The sequence below is a fragment of the Fischerella muscicola PCC 7414 genome, assembly GCF_000317205.1.
Lineage (GTDB): Bacteria > Cyanobacteriota > Cyanobacteriia > Cyanobacteriales > Nostocaceae > Fischerella > Fischerella muscicola.
In genome coordinates this window covers 1-23383 of record NZ_AJLK01000138.1, presented here as the reverse complement: position 1 = coordinate 23383, position 23383 = coordinate 1, and the positions used below count along the sequence as shown (strand labels likewise).

18 protein-coding genes, 1 tRNA gene and 1 pseudogene are annotated in these 23383 nt (G+C 42.9%); 5 read left to right on the top strand and 15 right to left on the bottom strand.

The window, feature by feature from the left end:
- Nucleotides 1-223 (top strand): annotated as a pseudogene (locus UYI_RS39130) (hypothetical protein); the annotation flags it as partial.
- 225 nt (nt 224-448) lie between these two features.
- Here the strand turns inward: UYI_RS39130 and UYI_RS37085 are convergent.
- Nucleotides 449-637, bottom strand: coding sequence for a hypothetical protein (locus tag UYI_RS37085; RefSeq protein ID WP_146007571.1), 189 nt, complete (start codon nt 635-637; stop codon nt 449-451).
- A 313-nt stretch (nt 638-950) separates the two neighbouring features.
- Here UYI_RS37085 and UYI_RS0122145 point away from each other — a divergent pair, with 313 nt between their 5' ends.
- From UYI_RS0122145 to UYI_RS0122130, 4 genes are all read left to right on the top strand, one after another.
- A complete protein-coding gene (locus UYI_RS0122145) occupies nt 951-1325 on the top strand; it encodes a response regulator transcription factor (RefSeq protein WP_016868867.1) in 375 nt (124 codons plus the stop codon).
- Nucleotides 1326-1335: 10 nt separating this feature from the next.
- Nucleotides 1336-1902 (top strand): chemotaxis protein CheW, encoded by a 567-nt coding sequence (locus tag UYI_RS0122140; RefSeq protein WP_026086109.1) that lies wholly within the window; start codon nt 1336-1338, stop codon nt 1900-1902.
- Between the two features lie 116 nt (nt 1903-2018).
- Complete coding sequence (locus UYI_RS0122135) at nt 2019-4934, top strand: methyl-accepting chemotaxis protein (protein WP_016868865.1); 2916 nt, start codon at nt 2019-2021, stop codon at nt 4932-4934.
- 161 nt (nt 4935-5095) lie between these two features.
- On the top strand, nt 5096-8347 hold the full coding sequence (locus tag UYI_RS0122130) for a hybrid sensor histidine kinase/response regulator (protein ID WP_016868864.1): 3252 nt from the start codon (nt 5096-5098) through the stop codon (nt 8345-8347).
- Nucleotides 8348-8642: 295 nt separating this feature from the next.
- Here UYI_RS0122130 and UYI_RS0122125 read toward each other — a convergent pair whose 3' ends face one another.
- From UYI_RS0122125 to UYI_RS0122065, 14 genes are all read right to left on the bottom strand, one after another.
- Nucleotides 8643-9617: a HEAT repeat domain-containing protein gene (locus UYI_RS0122125; protein WP_016868863.1), complete on the bottom strand. Its 975-nt coding sequence runs from the start codon at nt 9615-9617 to the stop codon at nt 8643-8645.
- A 28-nt stretch (nt 9618-9645) separates the two neighbouring features.
- Entirely contained in the window at nt 9646-9873 is a 228-nt protein-coding gene (locus UYI_RS0122120) for a 4Fe-4S dicluster domain-containing protein (protein WP_016868862.1), read from the bottom strand.
- Between the two features lie 115 nt (nt 9874-9988).
- The gene (locus UYI_RS0122115) at nt 9989-11704 is read right to left on the bottom strand and encodes a fumarate reductase/succinate dehydrogenase flavoprotein subunit (RefSeq protein ID WP_016868861.1); all 1716 of its coding nucleotides are present in this window, start codon (nt 11702-11704) and stop codon (nt 9989-9991) included.
- A gap of 59 nt (nt 11705-11763) precedes the next feature.
- Nucleotides 11764-12582: an ABC transporter ATP-binding protein gene (locus UYI_RS0122110; RefSeq protein ID WP_016868860.1), complete on the bottom strand. Its 819-nt coding sequence runs from the start codon at nt 12580-12582 to the stop codon at nt 11764-11766.
- Between the two features lie 63 nt (nt 12583-12645).
- Nucleotides 12646-13539 (bottom strand): ABC transporter permease, encoded by an 894-nt coding sequence (locus UYI_RS0122105; RefSeq protein ID WP_016868859.1) that lies wholly within the window; start codon nt 13537-13539, stop codon nt 12646-12648.
- A 106-nt stretch (nt 13540-13645) separates the two neighbouring features.
- A complete protein-coding gene (locus UYI_RS33150) occupies nt 13646-14833 on the bottom strand; it encodes an ABC transporter substrate-binding protein (RefSeq protein WP_235147992.1) in 1188 nt (395 codons plus the stop codon).
- Between the two features lie 706 nt (nt 14834-15539).
- Nucleotides 15540-15611, bottom strand: a tRNA-Cys gene (locus tag UYI_RS0122095).
- 232 nt (nt 15612-15843) lie between these two features.
- Entirely contained in the window at nt 15844-16434 is a 591-nt protein-coding gene (locus tag UYI_RS0122090) for a chromophore lyase CpcT/CpeT (protein ID WP_016868857.1), read from the bottom strand.
- A 206-nt stretch (nt 16435-16640) separates the two neighbouring features.
- Nucleotides 16641-17264, bottom strand: a complete 624-nt coding sequence (locus UYI_RS0122085; protein WP_016868856.1) for an antibiotic biosynthesis monooxygenase family protein — start codon at nt 17262-17264, stop codon at nt 16641-16643.
- Nucleotides 17265-17380: 116 nt separating this feature from the next.
- Entirely contained in the window at nt 17381-18070 is a 690-nt protein-coding gene (locus UYI_RS33145; RefSeq protein WP_258003514.1) for an alpha/beta hydrolase, read from the bottom strand.
- Between the two features lie 21 nt (nt 18071-18091).
- A complete protein-coding gene (locus UYI_RS35910; protein ID WP_180977201.1) occupies nt 18092-18292 on the bottom strand; it encodes a hypothetical protein in 201 nt (66 codons plus the stop codon).
- Nucleotides 18276-20555, bottom strand: coding sequence for a sensor histidine kinase (locus tag UYI_RS0122075; protein ID WP_016868854.1), 2280 nt, complete (start codon nt 20553-20555; stop codon nt 18276-18278). Before UYI_RS0122075 ends, UYI_RS35910 begins: the two co-directional genes overlap by 17 nt.
- Nucleotides 20556-20691: 136 nt before the next feature.
- Entirely contained in the window at nt 20692-21489 is a 798-nt protein-coding gene (locus UYI_RS0122070) for a dienelactone hydrolase family protein (RefSeq protein WP_016868853.1), read from the bottom strand.
- Between the two features lie 87 nt (nt 21490-21576).
- Nucleotides 21577-22494 carry an AraC family transcriptional regulator gene (locus UYI_RS0122065; protein WP_026086105.1) on the bottom strand — a complete coding sequence of 306 codons (918 nt, stop codon included), beginning with the start codon at nt 22492-22494 and terminating at the stop codon, nt 21577-21579.
- Nucleotides 22495-23383: the final 889 nt, after the last annotated feature.

Sequence of the window (23383 nt, the reverse complement as noted above, 5' to 3'; positions counted from 1 at the left end):
TCAGGCGACAGATAGACCATCTTGTAGAGACGCGATGAATCGCGTCTTTATCCAAGAATGTGTTGCAATCATTATCAAATATCTTTTGGCAAACGTCCAAAGATTGATGAGCGTTCCGCCCTTGGGGCGGAACATTTTATTATATGGAAGTGCCTCAGCCGCTAGGCGAACAAGCTGTGAATTGGATATGGATATCCACATTTTGGTTTTCAGCAAGCCCTAGATAACAAGTTGCTCAGAATCGCTCATTGGGTCATCTTACGGCATTGCTAGTCCATCTCCCCCGAAAAAAATCGCTCTCATAGAAGACCTGAATGATCTGAATAAATTTTTTATTTTTATATAAAGTTAATCTAAAGATTTAGTTAAGTATGAAAACTTCCTATTATCAAAAGATACTTGACGCATGATCATATAAAGGTTGTCAGTCTTCCGCATGATGGAAACATTACTCATTACTACTGAGTATTAATTCATAGGTGTGGATGACGCCTGTGGTTAATTGGGGTGCTATTGGGGTACTACTAACACGAAAGCCAAATTTAGTCTTCCTAGACTTGGTAATACCTAAAGCAGTCAACATACCCACCAAGGCTTGCGGCTTATAGTAGCGGGTTGAAATTTTCGTGTTGAACAACTTCAGTTTGTAAAAGAACTACTTTATTTGGGTCATCGTACCTTTGAGTGCATGTCAGCTTAAAGCTCTGTTGCTCAAATTTCAACAAGTCATTGCTTGTTTTCATAATGTTCTAATCCTCATTTTGACAGGCAATACTGCTTGCAATACTGTCACCACTTTAATTATGTTGGAGCCTCAGATTTTTTCAGTAAGTCTTAGATGCTAATACTGTACTCAACATGATCCAAGAGCATTTAGAGCAGCATACAACTTCTCTAGTGCTAATGACTTGACTATTAAGCAATTCACCTTATTTGTTCTGTGTAAAGCTATGGGAACCGTGCTAATTGTTGAGGATTCATTAACGGATATGCAAATATTAATTGGCTGTCTTCAGAAAGGAGGGATCAGCGTCATAATTGCCCAAACAGGAGAAGAAGCCATTGCCACTATTAGTCGGCAGAAACCGGATGTCATCCTCTTGGATGTTGTTCTACCTGGCTGTAGTGGATTTGAGGTTTGTCGTGAACTCAAAGGGAACGCCGATACAAATAATATTCCAATTGTCCTGTGTTCCACTAAGGGAGGCGAAATGGATAAATTCTGGGGCATGAAGCAGGGAGCATCTGCTTACTTGACGAAACCTATCGATCAAGAAGAACTGGTACGCACAATTAAACAGTTCATCAAAAGTAGTGATTCCTGAAGCAACTTCAATGACTAACTCTTCATTCCTGGAAAACTCTAGCCCATCTCCTGAAAATGGGCAAGAAAATGCACTAGTATCAGTGTCAGCCCAAAGTGATCAATTTTTGCGGCTACATCTTGTGCAAGACATGACAGCTTTGTTACCCATTCAACAAGTAGCGGAGGCGCTGACGATTCCAATGGGCACAATTGTGCCGATTCCTCACATGCCGCCTTGGGTAATGGGAGTTTATAACTGGCGGGGTGAAGTTCTTTGGATGGTCGACCTTGGACACTTGTGCGGGCTTGCTCCCTGGTACGAACAGATCACTAGTTCTTCAGTGTATGAGGCGGTCGTGTTACAAGTAGCAGATGATCCATCCACACAGACTCAATCCAAAAATCAGACGCTGGGGCTAGTAGTTGATCGAGTCGAAGATATTGAATGGTGTGACTGGCAAGCTATTCAATGCCCTCCAAACTTCACGCTAAATCCGAAGTTAAAACAAATTTTGCGCGGATACTGGTGGAAATCGAATGATGTGATGTTAGCAGTTTTAGATGGTTCTGCCATTCTGAGAGCCATGCCCAAGTAGTAAATAAGTACTCAAACAGAATTAATTACACACATTGTTTTCTTGTTCCCTGTTGCGTGTTCTCTATTTCCTACTAACAAATTTAATTTTTTCCCACTAATTAACAATGTGTAATCATGGTTCAACAGCCATTCAATTCCGATCCTGATAAACACCAAGCTTCTAAACCTACTCGACAGAGCAGTGATTTGATCTATATAACTTCCGCTGATGCTCTACCACTTCATCGAAAACGTAAATCTTCTAAACTGCCCCTCTTGAAGCGACCCGAGCCGAACAGCGAGAACTTAAAAATCCCTCTGCGAGGCAACCTGGTTCGCTGGTGGCAAGACATTAATGTGAGAAAAAAAACCACCTACCTTGCGATCGCGATGAGTACAATTCCAGTCTTAGCGATTGGGGGAACTGCCTATTACTTTGCCAATAAGTCAATTACCCAGCAAGTGGAAGCTTTTGGTAAAGCGAAGGTGATTGACTTACAACAGAAAGCAAACCTGTTTATGCGTCAACGCTTTAGTGACATTCAGGCAATGGCAAGTCTAGATGTTTTTACTGATTCTCAATTGCGATCGCAGACAACAGCCAAAGAGAAGGTAGCAGCTCTTACACGCCTCATGAATAGCTATGGCATCTATGACAGTATTGCAATTTTTGATTTACAGGGAAATGTAGTTGCTCAAACAGCAGGGCCTCCTCTTGGGAACCAGCTTAACCAAGATTATATTCAAGCAGCATTAAAAAACAACGGAGCAAGCATCAGTCAACCAAGGATTTCGGAAAGCTCAAAGGTTTTTTGTCTTTATGCAGCTTCCATTATTAAAGACAAAACCACAGACCGACCCATTGGTTTCATCCGGGCGCGTGTGCCGATGGAATTCCTAGATGAAGTACTGCGAAATTATGGGACTCAAGGGACACAGTATTACCTTATTAATGCTTATAATGAGATTTTTCTAGGTCCTGAAGGCTCTATTGAAGGCACAAGAGTGATCACATTTGACCCTTCAAATACAGGCACGACGGAGCGCCGAGAGGAATACAAGAAAATTGTTCCTCAAGAGATTTATCCTTTATTTGATCGCCTTCAGGCAGCCAATGAGGTCAGCACTACCATCTCTTACAATTCAAAAACTAAGACTGAGCAACTGCTCACCTATAGTCCTTCTGTGAAACTTCGAGGGTTGCCAAATCTTAATTGGCGAGCGATTGTTTCTATCGATACAGATACTGCTTTCGCTGCACAACGACAATTCTTGTTCACACTGTCAATTGGAACTAGTATCACCGCTTTATTAGTAGCTGCGATCGCAGCGATTGTGGCAAACCGAGCAATTCGTCCAATTCTAGTAGCAGCAACCGCAGTTGAAAAAATTGGTCAAGGAGCGTTGGGAACTCGCCTGCATTTTCAGGGAACAGATGAAATTGCTTCATTGGCCAGCAACATCAACCAGATGGCACAACAGTTGCAGGAGACTTCAGGAGCACAAGCGTTGGAAGCAGCACAAGAGCGGTTACTGATGACAGCACAAGGGTCTGGAGCATTACGGGCACCGGATCTGCAAAATATTTTTGATCAGACCCTTGAGGGAACCCGGAATCTCCTGCAACTTGATCGGCTGCTGATTTATCGCTTTGATGCTGGCTCAAACGGAGGCATTATCTCAGAATCTGTTGCAGTCAATTGGTCAAGTGCTGTTGAACTTAACGTCAATGATTCATGCATTCCCCAAGTAGTCCGTGACGCCTACCATCAAGGGAGAGTTCTAGTCGAAAATGACATCTCCCAAGCAGGGTTTCATCTCGAACATCTCAAGTTACTAGAGCAGTTACAAGTCAAAGCAAGTTTAATAATCCCCATTCTCAGTGGTGATGAAATTTTCGGGTTATTGATTGCTCACAACTGCTCAGGTCCTCGCCATTGGCACGAGTTCGAGATAAATTTCCTCAAACGCCTAAGCAATGAGCTTGGGCTTTCGATCAACCGAGTCGAATTGTTAGAGCGAACAATCCGCCTAGCAGAAGAACAGCGTCAGCTCAAAGAAAGGCTGCAAAAGCGGGCAATAGAACTGCTTACGGAAGTAGACCCGATCAGTCGAGGGGATTTGATGGTGCGGGCGAAGGTAACAGATGATGAAATTGGCACAATTGCAGACGTTTACAATGCTACTGTGGCTAGTTTACGGAAAATAGTACTTCAGGTGCAAAAAGCAACCAATCAAGTGGTTGTCACAACAAACACAAATGATCTCTCAGTGCAATCTTTGTCAGCAGAGGCACTACGGCAAGCACAGGAAGTGACCGCCGCCTTAGAACTGGTAACAGCAATGGCGAACGCTGCCCGAGAAGTTGCTGCCAATGCAGCACAGGCAGAAGAGGCTGTGAAACTCGCAGATCAGACTGTGGCAGAAGGAGATGCTGTCATGAACCAAACGGTAGATGGAATGCAGGCTATCCGGACAACGGTTGCAGAGGCTGCTAAGAAGATGAAATATCTGGGAGAGTCTTCACAAAGAATTTCTAAAGCCGTTGAGCTAATTAGTGCTTTTGCTGCTCGAACCAATATTCTGGCAATCAATGCTTCGGTAGAGGCATCCCGTGCTGGCTCAGAAGGAAGAGGTTTTTCAATGATTGCAGAGGAGATACGGACTTTGGCACGACAATCCGCAGAAGCGACAGAAGAAATTAGACAGTTGGTTCTCAGCATTCAGTCAGAAACGAGGGAAGTGATTACAGCGATGGAATCGGGAACAGAACAGGTTGTGATGGGAACCAAGCTCATAGACGACACTCGCCAAAGCTTGAATAAAATTACAGCAGTCAGTTCTGAAATTAGCCAACGCGTTACCACGATCTCTCAGGCAACGATTTCTCAATCCCAAACCTCCGAAGTTGTCACCCAAACGATGCAGGATGTTGCCTTAATCGCCAATCAAACTTCAATACAAGCCAATCAAGTCTTATCGTCGTTTGAACAATTGCGCCAAGTAGCACAATTGTTGCAGGAGAGTATTGGGCAATTTAAAGTCAAGTAGTAAATGGTCAATTGTCATTTGTCATTGGTTAGTAGTTAGTGGTTAGTAGTTGCTTATTCTTTAAACTACTTACTCCCCACACTCCCTTGTCCTCCCTGTCTTCTCCACCTTCCCTACCCTTCACACTTTTGCCAATTCCCGATCCCTGTTGACAGACCACTATGGCAATCCCCCCCGAAATCCGTGACCAAGCCTACCAATTCTTCGTAGAAGAGGCATCTGAGTTACTGCAAGTACTCGAAGTTGGACTATTGTCGCTCAACCAAGAGCGGAGTATTGCCAAAGTCCACGACTTAATGCGTACTGCTCACACCCTCAAAGGAGGAGCCGCTAGCGTTGGATTAAATGTGATCGCAACACTAGCCCATCGTTTAGAAAACATTCTCAAAGCTTTCTATGACGAAACATTAGAAATTGATACAGAGCTAGAAACTTACCTATTACAAGCTTACGACTGTCTCCGTTTACCCTTAATGGAGCAAATCAAAACAGGGCGTTTTGACCCAGAAGCAGCATTAGTGATCGCTGAACCAATCTTTAGCCAACTGGAAGCACGTTGTGGAGACGCGCCATTCAACACTGATCGATATATTCCGAGTTCACCCGATTTAGGTATCAATCTGGTGACTGACATTTTTACTGTGGATGTTGCTCAAGGGTTAGAACGGCTGGCGAAGGTTTTGGCCGCTCCTCATCAGTATCAAGTCGCAGGAGAATTACGGGCACAAGCAGAAGTCTTTGCTGGATTTGCCGAACTCCTGAACCTGCCAGAATTTGGGGCAATTGCCAACACGGCTCTCCAAGCTCTCAATACTCACCCCCATCGAGCCCTGGAAATTACACTATTGGCATTAGTTGATTTTGAGCGATATCGAAATGCAGTGCTGTCAGGCGATCGCACACAACAAACCGGTGCTTCGGCGACCTTAGTAGCATTGGCAAATTCCACAACAACTACTCCATTAACCTCCGAAAAGTTGACTGTGGCAGAGTCCCTCACAGAAATAGAGGCAGCGATCGCCGACATTATAATCATGCCTCAGCTTGAGGACACTAACCCAACCGCTAGTTTAGAAACTTCAGTCTCTATAAGTAACGATTTATTGCACCTTCAAACTGAAGATACTGAACCGACAACGGCAGTCGAAATTCCAGGCGTTGCTCAAGTTGAAGAAAATGAACCTGACTCAGGTAGTGCAGAAATTGTGGCATTCCAAAAGCAGGAGTTTCTGAAGCCTCAGAACCAATCACACCTCATTCCTCAACATCAGATAGACCTCTCTCCCAAAGCCGTTCAATCCGAGATCGGTAGCGCCTTACAAGTGAGTCAATCGACCGAGCGATACCAGACAATTCCCCCGTTTTACGTTCATCAGACTGAATTGCCGACTAATCCAAGTCTAACAGTTCGGGTAGACTCAGAGCGCTTAGAAAGCATGAACAACCTCGTGGGTGAACTGGTCATTAGCCGTGAAGGGCTTTTTCTCCAAAATGAGCAGCTTTTGGCAGCGTTACGAAACCTGCGGCAGCGCTTTGCTCGGTTGCAGAGGCAAATGAACCAGTTGCGGCAAATCTGTGATCAAACACTTATGACGCCAGAAGGCGATCGCCCTCAAGGAAAACAGCGAAGTAACTTTCCTCCCAATGAAGTTCTACAACAAAGCAACCTCTCACAGATTAGCGAAAAAGACACTGCTACGAGTGGGGATCGTATTACTACCCCTGATTTTGATTCCCTAGAGATAGATAGGTACGGAGCTTTGCACTCCCATGTCCAAGAGATTCTTGAGGAGATGGTGCAGCTAGAAGAAGTTACTGACGACATGGATCTGTTTGCTAAGCAATCAGAGCAAATCCTGGTTCAACAGCGACATATGCTGACAAACCTACGGGATGACCTACTCCAGGCACGCATGTTACCCTTGGGCGAAATTTTGAATAGTTTTCCTCGTGTATTGCGGGATCTATCTACAACTTATCGCAAGCCTGTGATTTTAAAGCTTACTGGTGCAGATGTATTGGTGGAAAAAGCAATCCTAGAAAAACTTTACGATCCACTATTACATTTGCTTCGCAATGCCTTCGATCATGGTATTGAACCACCAGAGGTCAGACGGCAGCACTCTAAACCAGAACAGGGACAGATTGAAATTTGTGCCTATCATAAAGGCAATCAAACAATTATTGAAGTGAAGGATGATGGTCAGGGACTAAATTTAGAACGGATTCGGAGTCGAGCCTTAGAACTAGGCTACTTGTCAATACAACAACTCGCGGTTGCCTGTGCAACTGAGCTTTACGAGTTCATTTTTGAGCCAGGATTCTCCACAGTCTCTCAGGTGAATCAGCTCTCAGGGCGAGGCATTGGTCTGGATGTCGTGCGATCGCAATTACAATCAATCAAAGGAAGAATTACCGTTAAATCTGTTCCTAAACAGGGAACAAGCTTTACGCTATATCTGCCGTTGACTTTAACAATGGCAAGATTAATGATTTGTAGCAGTGGCTCGACCAGTATTGCCCTACGCACGGACAATGTAGTTGAAATCTTAGCACCTGAAGCCGCACAAATCAGACAATCTGGAACCCAACGTTTTCTCCTTTGGGAAGAAAAAATTATTCCACTTTATCAACTGGCTGACCTTTTAGACTATAGCTGCCCACTACCAGAAACCCCTCCTAATCGGCTATGGACTTCTATTTTTGCATCTGAATCTTGGGAATTGCCAGTACTGCTCCTCAGACACGAGCAGCAGATCGTTGCTTTGCAGGTTGCTCAATTGCTAACCGAGCAAGAGTTAGTCATTAAACCGTTTGGTACTATAATCACGCCTCCTAGCTATACTTACGGCTGTACCATCCTGGGCGATGGCAGTCTAATTCCTGTGATTGATGCTAATAGCCTCTTGAGTTTTGTTCAAACCCAAAACCGGGATGCAATTAGCGATACATCTAGTTTGCAAATCACTGGTGAAACTGAAAGTGCATCATTTCGTCCCTCCTTACCTACCAGCAAACAGATTTCAGCACCAGTAGTTCTAGTTGTTGATGATGCAGTTACTCTGCGCCGAAGCTTAGCTCTTTCCCTAAAAAGATCTGGTTTTCGAGTCCTACATGCACAAAATGGACAAGAAGCGATCGAGAAATTACAACAAAATTCTTCAGTGCAACTTGTGATTTGTGACATCGAAATGCCTCGAATGAATGGCTTTGAGTTTCTCAGCTACCGTCGTCGAAATCCTCAACTTTCACAGATTCCAGTTGTGATGCTTACATCTCGTGGCAATGAGAAACATTACCAATTAGCAATGCAATTAGGTGCCACAGCTTACTTCACCAAACCCTATCTGGAACAAGAGTTTATCACGGCAGTAAATAATATTCTTGCAGACGCTGCTTACAAAAGAAGATGACTTGTGTACAATGTCTTGAAAATAGGGATCGGGGATCGGGGAACAAGGATCGGGGATTAATTTAGTAGCCACCCATAATCCATCTGTTTGCATCACCTTGCACGGTGTGATCGGCGGAAAGTTTGTAGACGCTTTGCGGCTTAAGGCAGGGTGCGGAGGTTTCCTCCGTTAGCGTAAGCTCCGAAAGCGGTAGCGAGGCTCAAAGCTTTCCAAGAGGATGTTCGTTCAAATCTTCATCTCCTCTTTGTAGGCAATTGCCTGTGAGATTCTAACTTGCTCAAAAGGAGAATCATCGCTAGGCATGAGTAGCTCCCCCTTGCGATTCTTGAATACTTTGAATAGCTCGTTGTGCGTAAATACAAACGTCTCGATCCGGATCGTCTAACGCTTGCTGGAGCGCATTGAGCGCAGCTGGTTTCTTAAGAATACCAAGTGCGATCGCAGCATCTCGACGGACATCCGAAGATTCATCAGTCAACGCTTTCACTAATCTAGGTAAAAACCGCTCATCCGGCGTTTTTTGTATTACTTGAATAGCAAATTTGCGGACTTGCCAATGTTCATCCTCCAGAGCAGTCGCAAGGACTGGCAATGCATCACTCGATGCATGAAGGGCAAGAGATTGGGCTGCATTACGGCGCACCTGCCAATCAGCATCCGATGTCAAAGCTTGACATAGCAAACTAACCACCTGTTCGTCTGCCAAATGCCCTAGAGTGAGAGCAGCAGCACGGCGTACCGTTGCATCCGAGTCTGTCATCAGCGCCAGAACTGGCTGACACCGCTCTACTTGGTTGAGGTATCGGAGTGTGGTGACAGCTGCTTCTCGTAAAGCTGCCTGTTCCGCCTCAAAGAAGGGTAACACATAAGGTAGAGACTGAGCATCATGAATTTTTCTTAGCAGAGTCAGCACACTGATCTGGACATGGAAATTGTCCTTTTGCAGAACATCCAAAAGCAACAGCAGATGATCCGGTGTAACTAACTCCCCCAAAGCTGACAGCGCCTCTTGGCGAATCTCTGCATCAGGTGATTCTAAGCACCTCAATAAAGCTGGAACAGCATTTTCGTTTGCCAACTCCCAAAGTGCTGTTACTGCTAACTTTTGCACCGCCAAACTCTCATCCTGTAGTGCCGTCATCAACGGCTGTAGCGCTGCCTCATCACCCAAATGTTGCAGGGTTTTCACCGCAACCAAGCGATCGCTTACCTCAGGCGATCCCAGCATATCTAACCATTGCTTCAGTTCAGAATCCGTATCAGCAAACATGTTTTTTATTTACATCTTCTCTAATTAATTACCGTAACAAAAATGGAATTTGCACAGTAATAGCGTTGGTGGGACACTCCTTCTCACACGGCAAACAGAACCAGCACTCATCGTACTTCATATATGCCTTGCCTGTTTCTGGATTCTTCACCAGCACATCTAACGGACAAACCTCAATGCAAGCTGTACATTTTTCCAGACACTTCGACTCATCGACAATCACAGGAACATCCACTCTTTGGATTGCTAAAGCCATAAAATTTTATACCCCTTGCTTTGATAACCTACTACAACATTACACAAATTCACAAAAACTCTGCGTTCCTCTGCGAAAACCTCCGCGCTCCTCTGCGTTAAAAAAGCACTTATCTCTAACGAACCGCAACATCATAGACTTCTTTCTCTAAATCCACTTCTACCACGTATGGCTCAACCTGGCGCTTAAAGAGAATCATTTCTCCCGACTCATGCTTTTTCAAGTGAACGTGACAGAACCATTCCTCATTGTTTTTCTCTGGGTAATCTAATCGGTAGTGGTATAATCCCCAACGACTTTCCCGCCGATAAAGCGATGACCGTGCTGCCATTTCTGCGCAATCCCGAATAAAGTGAACTTCCATACACCGCATGAGTTCGTGGGGATCACGCGCACCCATCATGTCCAAAGTTTCGTTGTAGCGGGTAAAGTAGTTTAACCCAATTTCCATCTTGTGACCCACCTTCGGTGGTTGTAGATAATCGTTAACCAGTCGGCGCAATTTATACTCCACTTGCGTATGGGGGATACCATTCGGGCGAGTGAGCGGAGCATAAATCCGTGCTTTCTCTGCTTTTAAAAAGTCTAAATCAGGCTCGATATGCTCCAATTCTTGAATATAGTCTACAGCATGGATACCTGCTAATCGTCCAAATACAAATGCCCCAATCATGTAATTATGGGGAACACTTGCCATATCCCCTGCTGCATACAATCCTGGTATTGTCGTTTCGGCTTTCTCATTTACCCAAACGCCAGATGCGCTGTGACCACTGCACAAACCAATCTCTGAAATGTGCATTTCTACGCCATGAGTGCGGTAATTTTCTCCTCGCCCTTCATGGAATCGCCCACGACTAGGGCGCTCGTTTGACCAAAGAATAGATTCAATCTCTGCGATCGTATCTTCATCAAGGTGGGTCATTTTGAGTTGGATCGGTCCTTTACCAGAGTTAAGTTCCTTCCAAATCTCCAGCATCATTTGACCGCTCCAATAATCACACCGGATGAAGCGATAACCTTCAGCATTGGCGGTGTAAGCACCAAAGGGACCAGCAACATAAGCACAGGCGGGTCCGTTATAGTCTTTGATCAATGGATTGATCTGAAAGCACTCAATATTTGTTAGTTCTGCTCCAGCGTGATATGCCATTGAGTAGCCATCCCCTGCATTTGTGGGATTTTCATAAGTACCGTAGAGGTAGCCAGATAGAGGTAGCCCCAAACGTCCACAGGCTCCGGTACAGAGAATCACTGCCTTTGCTTGAATGACGACAAAATCCCCTGATCGCACGTCAAATCCAACAGCCCCGATCGCACGCCCATTCTGTACAAGCACGCGAGTTGCCATAACACGATTGGTGACTCTAACTCGATGTCGTTTCACCTGACGAGTTAAAATCGTCTTGAGATCCTTGCCTTCTGGCATCGGTAAGACATATTTTCCCACCCGATGCACTTGTTTTAAATCGTAATTTCCTTGAGTATCTTTTTGAAACTTAACTCCCCAGCTTTCCAGTTCTTGGATGACCTCAAAGCCAAGCTTGCCAGTTTGATAGACTGCTTTTTGGTTCAGGATACCATCATTAGCAATGGTCACTTCGCGAACATACTGCTCTGGGGTGGAATTGCCGGGGATAACGGCTGTGTTGACACCATCCATACCCATTGCGATCGCACCACTCCGACGAATGTTTGCCTTTTCTAAAATCAGCACATCACCATCGGGATTCGCTTGCTTCGCCTTGATCCCCGCCATTGTTCCAGCCGTACCCCCCCCAATGACCAGAACATCCGTTTGTATCCGTTGTGTGTTGATTTGAATATCCACTGCCAAACTCCTCTCTAGTCGTTGTAATTACACTGTATAAATACTGCTTACCTAAGTGATTAATTTAACTCCATACTTTTGAGTGTTTCTTCCCGAATTAACTCAAAAATTTGTCGATTTAGTTTGACAAATTCAGGGGACAATAGACAATCTGTATGGCGAGGACGTTCCAGAGATACATCAATGTTCGCTTTGATATTACCTGGATGAAAACCCATGACAAAGATCCTGTCACTAAGAAAAACGGCTTCTTCTATATCGTGAGTAACAAAAATCACCGTTGGTTTGAGATGACTCCAAATCGTTAACAATAGCTCCCGCATCATCTGACGTGTTTGGGCGTCCAAGGCTGCAAACGGTTCATCCATCAATAATACTGAAGGGGAGTTTACCAAAGCTCTGATAATACTTGCACGTTGCTGCATTCCTCCTGAAAGCTGATGAGGGTAAGAATGACGGTGCTTATACAGACCCACTTGATTCAAGAAATCATTCACCAATTCCTGTCGTTTTGATTTTGGTACTCCCTGAATTTTCAGCCCAAACTCGACATTCTCAAATGTTGTTTTCCAAGGCAATAAAGAATACTGCTGGAAAACAAAACCCCGGTCAGCACCGGGAGTAGTGACTTGTTTTTTGTCAACAAAAATACAGCCGCTAGTTGGTTTAATAAATCCAGCGATCGCATTCAAAATCGTTGATTTTCCACAGCCTGATGGTCCTAACAAACAAGCAAATTCACCAGGATGGATTTGAAGATTGATAGAATCTAAAACCTGTACGGTATGACCCTTTCGTTTAAAACAGACAGACAAATTCTCAATCTCGACAAATCCTTTGAGCGATCGCACCGAATTTTTATCCGCCAGCGTTGCCATTTGTGGTAAATCTCCTGGACGTACAGCAAAGATTGTTGGTTGATAGTTAACTGTTAACTGAATTTATAGACTCTGCTTTTTCGTTACTCGCCACGGCATTAGCAACCGAGTCAGTCGATCAACCGCATAGGTGCTAGAAGCACCCATTAAACCAATCAGTAACATTCCCATCACAATCGGGGGATAGTTCGATGTTACATAGGACTCCCAAGTCAGATAACCTATACCATAACGACCTGCTAAAATTTCAGCCGTTACCAAGCAGAACCAGGCGTTACCCATACCAATCACTAGACCACTAGCAATACTGGGCATTGCTCCTGGCACGACAATATCTTTGAACAGATGCCACTGCTTTGCTCCCAAGCACTGGCCCACCCGCAGCAGTAATAAATCTGTATTCTCGACACCTCGCATAGTGCTAATGAGAATTGGGAAGAACGCACCGATGAAGGTGATATAAATCATTCCTGATTCTGAAGAGGGAAACATCAGAATCGCCAGAGGAATCCAAGCTACGGCTGGAATCGGTCTCAATAGCTCCAGGGGTGGAAATATCAAGTCTTCTATCTGCTGGAACCAGCCTATGAAGATACCCAGGCTAATGCCAACCAAAGCTGCAATCGCAAAACCAGATAGTACTCGAACTGTGCTTGACCAAATGTGCAGCATCGGGTTGCTGGAAAAAAACTCGATAGTTGCTCCCAGAACTTCTAGAGGTGACGGTATAAGTGCAAAGTTAACAAAGAAGTTGAACTTGATGGTGCAGAGAAATTGCCAAATACTAAAAAATAACACCAGGGAAAGAACCCGCCGGAATCCCTTGGAACTAAAAAGGAACACCAAAGGCGATCGCTCACGGCGGTGTAACACATTCAATGAGTGGGCGATTGTGGCGCTGAAGCCTCCAAACACTTTGGTTTTGAGTGAAGAACGCTCAGAAAACGGGCCAGACATTGAATACCTCTAGATAGTTAGGTGTCCCCAACCTAGCTTCTCATAAATCTCGCAGCTGTTTTGTAACAATCTTCAAAGCTATCTTTAATTTTTATGACCTCGACTGTTACTGAGTTTGAGCATAAAATTGCTGTAGTCCCTGAAAGTCAACAACTTTGACACCTGATTTTTGAGCAAAGTCTTGAGCATCTTTCTGAGTTAAGAATGCAGAAATTTCATTGCCATTTTGAACATAGAAGGAATTTTCGGCAAGCAGTTTCCAGCCATTGTTGCGATCGTGAACGAAGACTACCCCTTGGTTTTGTTTACCTTCAGCCTTCAGCTTTTGTAACATTGTCATCATATTTTTGATGGAAGCAAAATTCATCACTTTATCGTTACCTTTGAGCCAAAGTTGGGCAGCCATTTTCGGATCTTTTATCGGTTCTTTAGTTTGGGCATCTTCACCAGAAATCACAAAGTCTTTTGCATTTGCAACCTCATCATAATTGAGACCTATTTCTTTCATAGCTTGCCGCAAATAGCTGTCATCCGCCCACTTTGTCACATCTTCAGGATTGACACTAGCATCTAACCGACCCAATTGCTTCAAGGTGACAACGCTATTTTTTAAAGCATCAAAGTTAACTTGACGAATTGTTGGATTAATTTGTTGTAATCCAGAAGGGCCAAAAAACATGTACATCACTTCACGCTCAACCCCACACCATTTTTCAATATTCGTTGCCATTGCTTCTGGCTGCTCACGGAACATCTTGTTTGCTTCTAACAATGCTTTGAGATAAGCGACAACAACTTCCGGATTTTCTTTAGCAAAATCTGAGCGGACTAACACCCCATGAAAAGTTGGAATTCCTGTCTCTGCTCCATCAAAAATCTTTCGAGCAAAACCCCGGAAAGGAAATAGTTCGCCAAAAGGAACAAAGTTAGCATGGGCATCAATTTGACCTGTTTTCAAACTGCTTCCTCCTACCTCTGGACTTTGGCTAATCAGAGTTACATCTTTATCCGGATTGATCCCTACATTTCTGAAAGCTCTCAACAACATTCCATGAGCTGCTGAACCAAAAGGCACAGAAACTTGCTTGCCTTTCAACTGAGTTAAACTATTAATAGAGCTATTTTTAGGAACCATTACAGCGTTCCCCGCTCCATTTGGACTATAAGCAAGGCTGGCAATGTAAATACTTTTTACACCATTTCCCTTCTGTTGAAAAGTTGTCACATTAATGGTCAATGGAAAATCACCCATCATACCAATATCAATTTGATTTGCCAGCATTTTATTGGTGATGGGGGGACCTGATGTATAGCTTGTCCACTCGATTTTGTATTCTACATTTTCATACTTTCCAGTCTTGGGTAAGTACTTTTCTAAAAGTTTCTCCTCCCGAATGACTGCACCTCCCGTTACTGTGTTAATAGTTTGATCTTGGGTTCCAATTGCAATCCGAATTACTTTTTTTTGGTAGTGCTGCTGTTATTATTGGTCGAATTTTGATCAGAAGTCTGATTAGAACAGGCACTGATAAACACTAGAGAAACTACTACTAAGCAAGAAAGTAAGTTTTTATGAGTCATTTGGTACACACACATAACTGAACAAATCCTTCTTCACTGAATTAATTTAGAGGACAAAATCAACCAGTTTTTTCGGGTTAATGGAGAGTAACAGGGAGGGAGGATTTGACATTATTTTCCCATGAATAAAAGCTAAAATGGTTTTATGCCGAAAATGAGAAAAAACTAATTGAAGACTGCCGTTGGAGTTCTTGATCTGCACTGAACCTTTACGAGCAATACTTTGGGATTTTTGAGATTCCATAAGAGTATTTAACTGGGGTAAAGACCTTTATCCTTTCGACTTTACCCCAGTTTTACCCCAGTTCTTTACCCAAACTACCCAAAATAACCCCAAAAATCTCTGAAGGCTTAGAAAACAAGCCCTTTAACGTCCAACAAAAAGGACTTGAAAGCCCTGAAATACTTGTATTTTTCAAAGGCGGCACCCGGATTTGAACCGGGGAATGGAGGTTTTGCAGACCTCTGCCTTACCACTTGGCTATGCCGCCGTATTCACAGATTTTTATCATACCAAAGTTTGATGTAGAATTGCACCCCCCAAAACTACAAATTTTGGCAATGAGTTTCTGGTGTTGGAGTAGGGTGAGTAGAAATATCTAAATTTAGTACGATCGCGATGATAATATTTCTGCTCTCGCTCAATAACCACTACCTAACGTGGCATTTGCCTTTGAGAAAGGAAATTCCCACCATACCGCTTGGCGGTTGGTGGTGGGTACTTTACACTTTCACTTCATCTGCAAAATTCTGCCAACGAACAAAATGAAATGGCCCTGCAACAGATCCCCAGATATGTTCATCAGTTTCTGGATCACGTCCCCGATCCAGGCTAATAAATTTTTCTTCGTTAATCTCAAACTCACTATCCAGGTAGGTTTTATAGCCTTTACGAAAGACGATACACGCTTTTCCTGGCTCTACCTTACCTTTAAAGCCATTACCAGTCCACTCTACAATCATGTTGCAGCCTGGTAATTTTTCCAAATCATCAGCAGTTAATGTTTTCAGAAGTTCGATATTACGAGATGCACCGTAGAATCTTTGTTCTTCTTTAACAGTGTAGTTTTCGATAATGATGTGCTTGTCTGTCGTTAGTAACTTCAATACCCGCATCCGATAGGGATCATTGAGCATGTAGTCATAAGCTTGCTCCACAAAAAAACTTACTCCCGATAGCAATTCCAAGGGAAGGGGACGCATACACACACGGATGTGGGCATAAAAAGGTGGGTTTTCAAAAGCTTGTTCTTGATTGCTAAAGTCTGCTGCCATCAGGCGGGCTAAGGTAGCAATATCTGTAGAGCTTGTCATTACAAAAAATACACCAGTTGTTTAAAATTTGTCTGGGAGTATTGTAAAACTTCTGATGATGTCGATACAAATTGAAGTCAATTGCTAAGGGTCGTGATCGCACTCGCTTATGTCAGCAATCTTATCTGTGCTACACAGGACATAAGTGCGGTGCTGTAGCTGCATTTCGAGCAGCAGTAGGTAGCCTGATCACCCACAATGACTTGTTATGCAGCTTTCACTTTAACGTGAACAACATTGTAAAGATGGAACTCATTTCGAGCTAAACCTTCCCAGTAAGGCTTATCCGGGTTGAACCCAGGTTGCTTGAGGATTGCCTCAAATGCTTCTTTATTTTCCCACTGACCATAATTAAACATTCGTGTTCCGTCAAGACTACGATGAAAGGTTGCTGAAATTAGTCCTGGTGACTCCATCGCTCGATCAATTTCAGCAGTAGCGCGTTTTACCATTTCCGGCTGGTTGGCAGGTATCATTCTAAACTCAGCAAGATGGGTAATGCGATCGCCTACTGCAATTTCAACTTCTGTCGTAGATGGTCTGCTGACAACAACTTCCAACAGCAGAGAGTCTGGTGGAAAAAATTCACTTAATACAACAGGACGAGACAAGCTGCGATGATCAAACTTAAGATTCCACTGGCTATAAGTAAAAACACGTACCCCATCTAAACTCAGATGCACACTAGCTGACAGAAAAAAAGGATTGGCAACCCAAGATTTAATCTGTTCCTGAACAATCGCCTCTATCAAAGCTGATTGATGACGTTCTGCAACGGTATACAGGTCTAATCCAACGATAGCTGTGTTAGTTCGATCAATCTGTACCATAATCACTCCTCCAAATACTGTCGGCTTGTGCAGTTTGATTTGATGTTAAATGCCAATCGATAACCTTTCAACTACACACCTTGCGCTTGCCTTGATTTATCCCTCTTGTTAGAAATTCAATTCCTTCGAAACGACATTTGCGATGCATTTTTCAAGATTATTCCGGGAGAGTCAATAAATCCTGGTAAATTCTGCAAGTGCTTTTGAAAGAAGGCAAGTACAAGCTGTTCAATTTCCATTTGAAAAACCTGCTCATTTGGGTATGGCTGGTTCGCTAAGCAAAACCCATGATTGCCTTCCCTGACACGTACAAATGTTACATTCCCACCTACTGCTTTGAGCGCTTGGTACAAAAGTTCCGCTTGTCCAATTGGAACTAACTCATCGCATTCACCGTGGATAATCAAAAAGGGCGGTGGCGTAGGCTTGATGTAAGTTATAGGATTAGCTTGATTTACCACCTCCTGTTTTTCGTGGATAGAACCACCTACCAGTCTTGCTTCTGGTGAATCTGGTGCATCATGCCATCCACCCATTTGGAGCAAATCAGTTGGTCCACCCATTGTCACCACCGCCTGAACGTGGCTGGGATATTCGGAGTATCCGCCTTTACCCTCTAGTGTCAATATATTATCGCTTGTCCCTAGTAACGCCGCTAGATGTCCACCAGCAGAAAAACCCCAAGCACCAATTCGCTGTGGATTGAGTTGATATTGTTTAGCATGGGCACGCAACCAGCGCACAGCAGCTTTCGCGTCTTCAATTTGAGCAGGAAAGATAGCTTGATGGCTTAAGCGGTAATTGATGAGGTTGATGAGTAGGATCTTTTAATTGCTTTCTAGCTGAATAGGTTGGCCAAGATGAATGCTAAGTAAGTAATGAGGCAGACAACACTGAGATGTCCCATTTGCAGGTTGATGATGTTTTTCAACACGTAAAATATCTGAAATGACGTTGTGACTCCACAGAATTGGCGATCGCGGCACAACCTGTATGACAGCATTTTTTCTGCTAGAATCTTGGCTCATGGCTAACAGGTAACGTAAACCAAAAGGTTGCGCCTTTATCTGGTGTGCTATCTACACCAATTTCGCCGCCGTGAGCGTTGATTATGCGCTTAGAAAGATATAATCCTAATCCTAAACTCACAGAATTGCGATTATTGCTACCCCGAAAGTATAAATCAAATAACCTTTCGGACTGTTTTTGACTCAAACCCACACCATTATCGGCAATTGTACAATAAATTTGCTCACCTTGGGCGATCGCATTGATGGTAATATCCAATCCTGGAGGATTATGTTTGACTGCATTCACAATTAAGTTAGAAAATACTCGCCATAGTTGCGTGGGATCGCCACTTACTAAGGGTAGGTCATCTTTAACTAGATTGGTCAAATTGATTTGATTCTCTGTCAACATTGGTTGGAGATCAGCGATTGCATCTTCGACAATTTTGTGCAATTTTACTGGTTGACGTTGCAAAACAATACCTTGCACTTCGCTCATATGAGCTTCCATGAGTGAGTTAATTAAATTTAGTTGTCGCTCACTGCTTTTTTGCATCCGTTCTAAAATTGAGCGGGGAACGGGGATGGAGGTGGCAAGGTGGGAAACTCGGGGCCCCCACGACCGACAGGGAGTGGGGATTAGGGGAGGTGAGGAGGTAGGGGGAGTGTGGGGAGTAGGGGGAGATGGCGAAGAAAGATTACTTCCTTGTCCCTCTTGTCCCCCTTGTCCCTGTGAAAGTAAATTATTTAACACCATGAGTGTTCCCAGAACTGGGTTACGTAAGTCGTGAGAAACCGCATGGACAAAGACTCTGAGTGCTTCTTCTGTACGTTTGCGATCGCTAATATCTAAAATTACTCCCACTAAACCGCCAAGAGATCCGTCTGCTTTAGAAAAAGTTGCTTTGTAAAAAATTACATCGTGTTTTTTGCCATCTTTATATACCACCGAATCTTCGTAACTCTGAATACCCTGTTGTTCAAATAGAGTTGTATCTGCTTGCTGATATTTGTCAGCTAATTCTTTCGGTGATATATCATACTCTGATTTCCCTACTATTTGCTCTTTTGTAAATCCCAAGGCTTCTTCAAAAGCTTTGTTACAGCCTAGATAAAAACCTTCAGCATTTTTATAAAAAACTGGTGTAGGAATAGTGTCAATTAAAACTTGTAAAAAATCTAGCTGTTCTTGTAAAGCCGCCTCAGCTTGCTTGCGCTTGGTGATATCCTCAATTAATCCTTCGTAGTAGAGTAGCTTACCGCTTTCGTCACGAACTGCATATGCTTTTTCCGAAATCCAGACGATGCTGCCATCTTGGCGATAAATTTGTGACTCAAACTCAGACACTTTTCCGTATTCTTCAATTAAGCGCACAAATTCTGCACGTCGCTGGGGGCCAACATAAAGTTGATTTTCTATATCAGTGAAATTCGTTGTTACCTCTGTCGGTGATGAGTATCCATAAATACGTGCTAACGCAGGGTTAGCAGTAATATAACGTCCATCGGGAGTACTTTGAAAGATACCTTCAACAGCGTTTTCAAATATACTGCGATATTTAGCTTCTGTAACTCTCAGTTTCTCATAGGCAAATTCAAGTTCTTTACGACCAAAAAATTCAGAGCGTTGCAGGCAATCATACAGATAAACTCCGAGGTTACAAATAGCACAGAACCAGAACAAATATAAAATAAAGGTGACATTATATAATTCTGGGTGTTCTGGCAATGGTAATTTTAGCCCCAGTAATGTATTCAGACCAAAATAGTAAATAAATAATCCTAGTTGAGATATCAGATGCAGTTTCCAGCATACTGGAATAAATGTCGCTTGACTGAGGAACAAAAGCGACCAAGCCAAGGTGTCAGGTAGTGCAAAACCTTTAAGAGTTGCAAAAATTTGGGGTATGAGATTTATTGACCAAGATGACCCCAAAAATAGTATTCCTGGATGCTGACGACCAAATTTTGTTTGACGCAAAGCCATGCACAAAACCAGATTCAGCAGCATAGCAATATCCATGACTAGCGCTTGAGTTCTCAGTACCTCTGGTAAGTTTTGAAATTCTTTAAGAGGAAAGAAAAAGTTATAAACGTCTCGTAATGTAAACGTTAAAATGCAAATTAACGCCAGCCATAACAATAAACCTAATCTCTGCCATAAAAAGTTATTACGCCAATTTTGGTATTCATTGGCAATATAATCTGCTATTGGCCTTTTATTTTGCTCAGAAATAGCTTTTTTTTGCCATTTCCGCAATATTTTTCCTACGGTCTTCATTATTTGTGACCAAATCTTTTCATAACTCAAAGAAAGTGTTTGCCTTCTTTTTTACCCTTAATACATCCTCCAGTGTAATTTTGGATTTCGGATGATATTGCTCCTCCTAAAGGAGGAGAATTTTGATTTTTTAGTTTTACAAATTATTTTGAAAGAGTTCTAGAACATTTTGCCAAGCATCTGGTGCAGCCTCGGGGTTGTAACTTGGGTGCTGGGCGATGAATGGGTGCTGCTTTACGAATAAACCGTGAAAAAAACCGTGTCCTGCATCGTATCGAAATACACGATGCTTGATTTTTTGCTTCTTTAATTCTGCCTCTATTTGCTCGTTTTCCTCCTGGGAAATAAAATTGTCTTTTGTAGCAAAAAATACATAAATAGTACCTTGAATTTCAGAGGTGCGATTAATGGTTGGAGTTTGTTCACCATAACTAGAAGTGGTAATCCCAGCACCGTAGAACGAAGCTGTGGCTTTGATATCCGGTAAAGTTGCAGCCATGTAAGCAACATGACCGCCAAAACAGAAACCAATGGCCCCTATTCCATTATCTTTGACATTGGGTAAGGTTTTGAGGTAAGCGATCGCTGCTTGGATGTCGCTGAAAATTTCTTGATACTTTACTTGTTGATAGTATTGCAAACCAAGGCGATAGCCTTCTGGGCTATAGCCAACATCTTGTTGGCTATACTCAACCTCAAAACCAGGAGCAATACGTTGATACAACGCGGGTGCGATCGCTACATAACCTTGTTTAGCTATGAGTTCGGTGACTTCTCGAATGTGACTGTTAACTCCAAAAATTTCATGAAAAACTATAATAGCCCCAAAGGTTCCCTGATGTGCTGGTTGAGCTAAGTAAGCATCGATTTCTAAGTCGTTGTTGGGTATTTTGACTTTTGTTGTGTTAATTTCGATATTTGTTTTTTGTATCATCTTTAGTTTCGGCTGAGCGCAGTTCCATCCCACTGTAGAAAAATTGGTACACATAACTCTAGAAAAAAGTTGCAGGATTTTAGTAAATTATTGCGATCGCGTTTGCAAGAGTTGTTTGGGTGTAACGCCAACGATGCGCTTGAAATATCGAGTCAAGTGACTTTGATCGCAAAAACCTACCCTGACAGCAATGTCTGCAATGCTGAGTTTGCTGTGTTGCAACAAATATTTGGCTTGATCGATCCGACATTGCAAAATGTATTGGTGGGGCGTTACACCCATACTTTGTTTGAACAGACGCAAAAAGTGATATTGGCTCATCTGGGCGATCGCTGCAATCTTACTTAGCCTGACGTCCTCATGCAGATGTTCATGAATATACTCCCTCACCTGTTGCAGCTTGAGAGCGGATAATCCATCCGCATAGCTAGAAAGCTTAGGTTGGGTGGTGCAGTAGTTCCGTAATAGGTGAATGGCTAATGTCGTTTTCAGACTATCAATCAGCAAATAACCCCCGATTTTGCCAGACTCTAATTCTTCTCGTAAGGCACAGAAAATACCTTGGAGCAAAATATCTTGCCGAGTCATAAAATGGGGGATAAGTTCAATGCGATCGCCATCAACCAAATCTTGACCGACTTGTTTGAGGAGTGCAGGCTCAATTGCCAAAATCATAAACTGGACTGAGGTATGCCAATTACAGCGATGGGAAATACCCGCAGGGATGATCGCAATATCTCCGTGATTGCGCGTTTCTGTTATCATCTTTCCATCCAACCATCGTTCTCCTGATGAGTCAGAAAGTGATGAAGTGGCGAACCCTTGAACAACAACGTGCATTGTGTGTTGATGTTCAGCTATGTCAAACTTTGGCTGTTGATGAAGTTCAAGATGGATACCGTCCCAGCCGGAACTAGAGAGAACAGCGGGTTTCGGCACAAACGCATCTGCTGCATTCTCTTGGCGATAATCAATAATTTTGATCGTTTGCCCTTGCGTTCTCATATTAATGCTTAAACAGCTTGGGGATTGATCTATTCTGACTGTTTTTCGATATGGATGGGCGATCTTAAAGTTCCCCAGGCTTTGAACAGCAGTGTTTGGGAGAGGTGCATTACCTTTGCACTCTTCCACTACCCCGCTCTTGCAAATCACCACTTTCACACACTAAACTTCTTGCAGAAGTTGGGGTAAAGGAAAATAAAAACCCTTCAATCTTTAACTTTTCCCCTTTACCCAACTCTGACAACAGCCACTTTTGCAAAAGATTTATTGTCTCAATCAAGTCTTCTAGCCTGAAATGAAGCGCTAAAGCACTTGCTACGAACTTTTGCTCATTGTCCAGTGATCGCAACAGATGATAAAAACTAATCCTGTTGAATTTGGACAACAATATACGCACGCTTTCAGCGACATCAATCAGCACTTGTTGTCTTAAGAGCAAGTATTTAAGTATTATCACGGTAGAGACCCATCTTATACTAAAGGCATTTTCTTCGCGGTTATTAACCGCCTATTAGCTATATTTTTATCCAAAAAAGGAAAAAATATTACATTGACTTTCTAAAAACACTATATTAACGCTAATCCAGACACTAATAATAAAGACTTTATTAAACAATTAAATGCTTGAAAAATAGCCTTTTTAAGCCAAATGACTATTTTTTTGGCATTATATCTTATCTTCTAACTAAAGTATTATATAACTTAAGTATAATTACTGAGTTAAATCACGTTTTACTCTCAATAAATTTAAATTAGATGGCATTAAACACATCTATATGAGTAGCAGTAATTACTTGGTTTGAGAGTTAGTAGTTGGTTGTTGTTTATTGGTGGTTGGTGGTTAGTAGTTAGAGACCCGATTAACCGCGTCTGTACATTAGTAATCAGC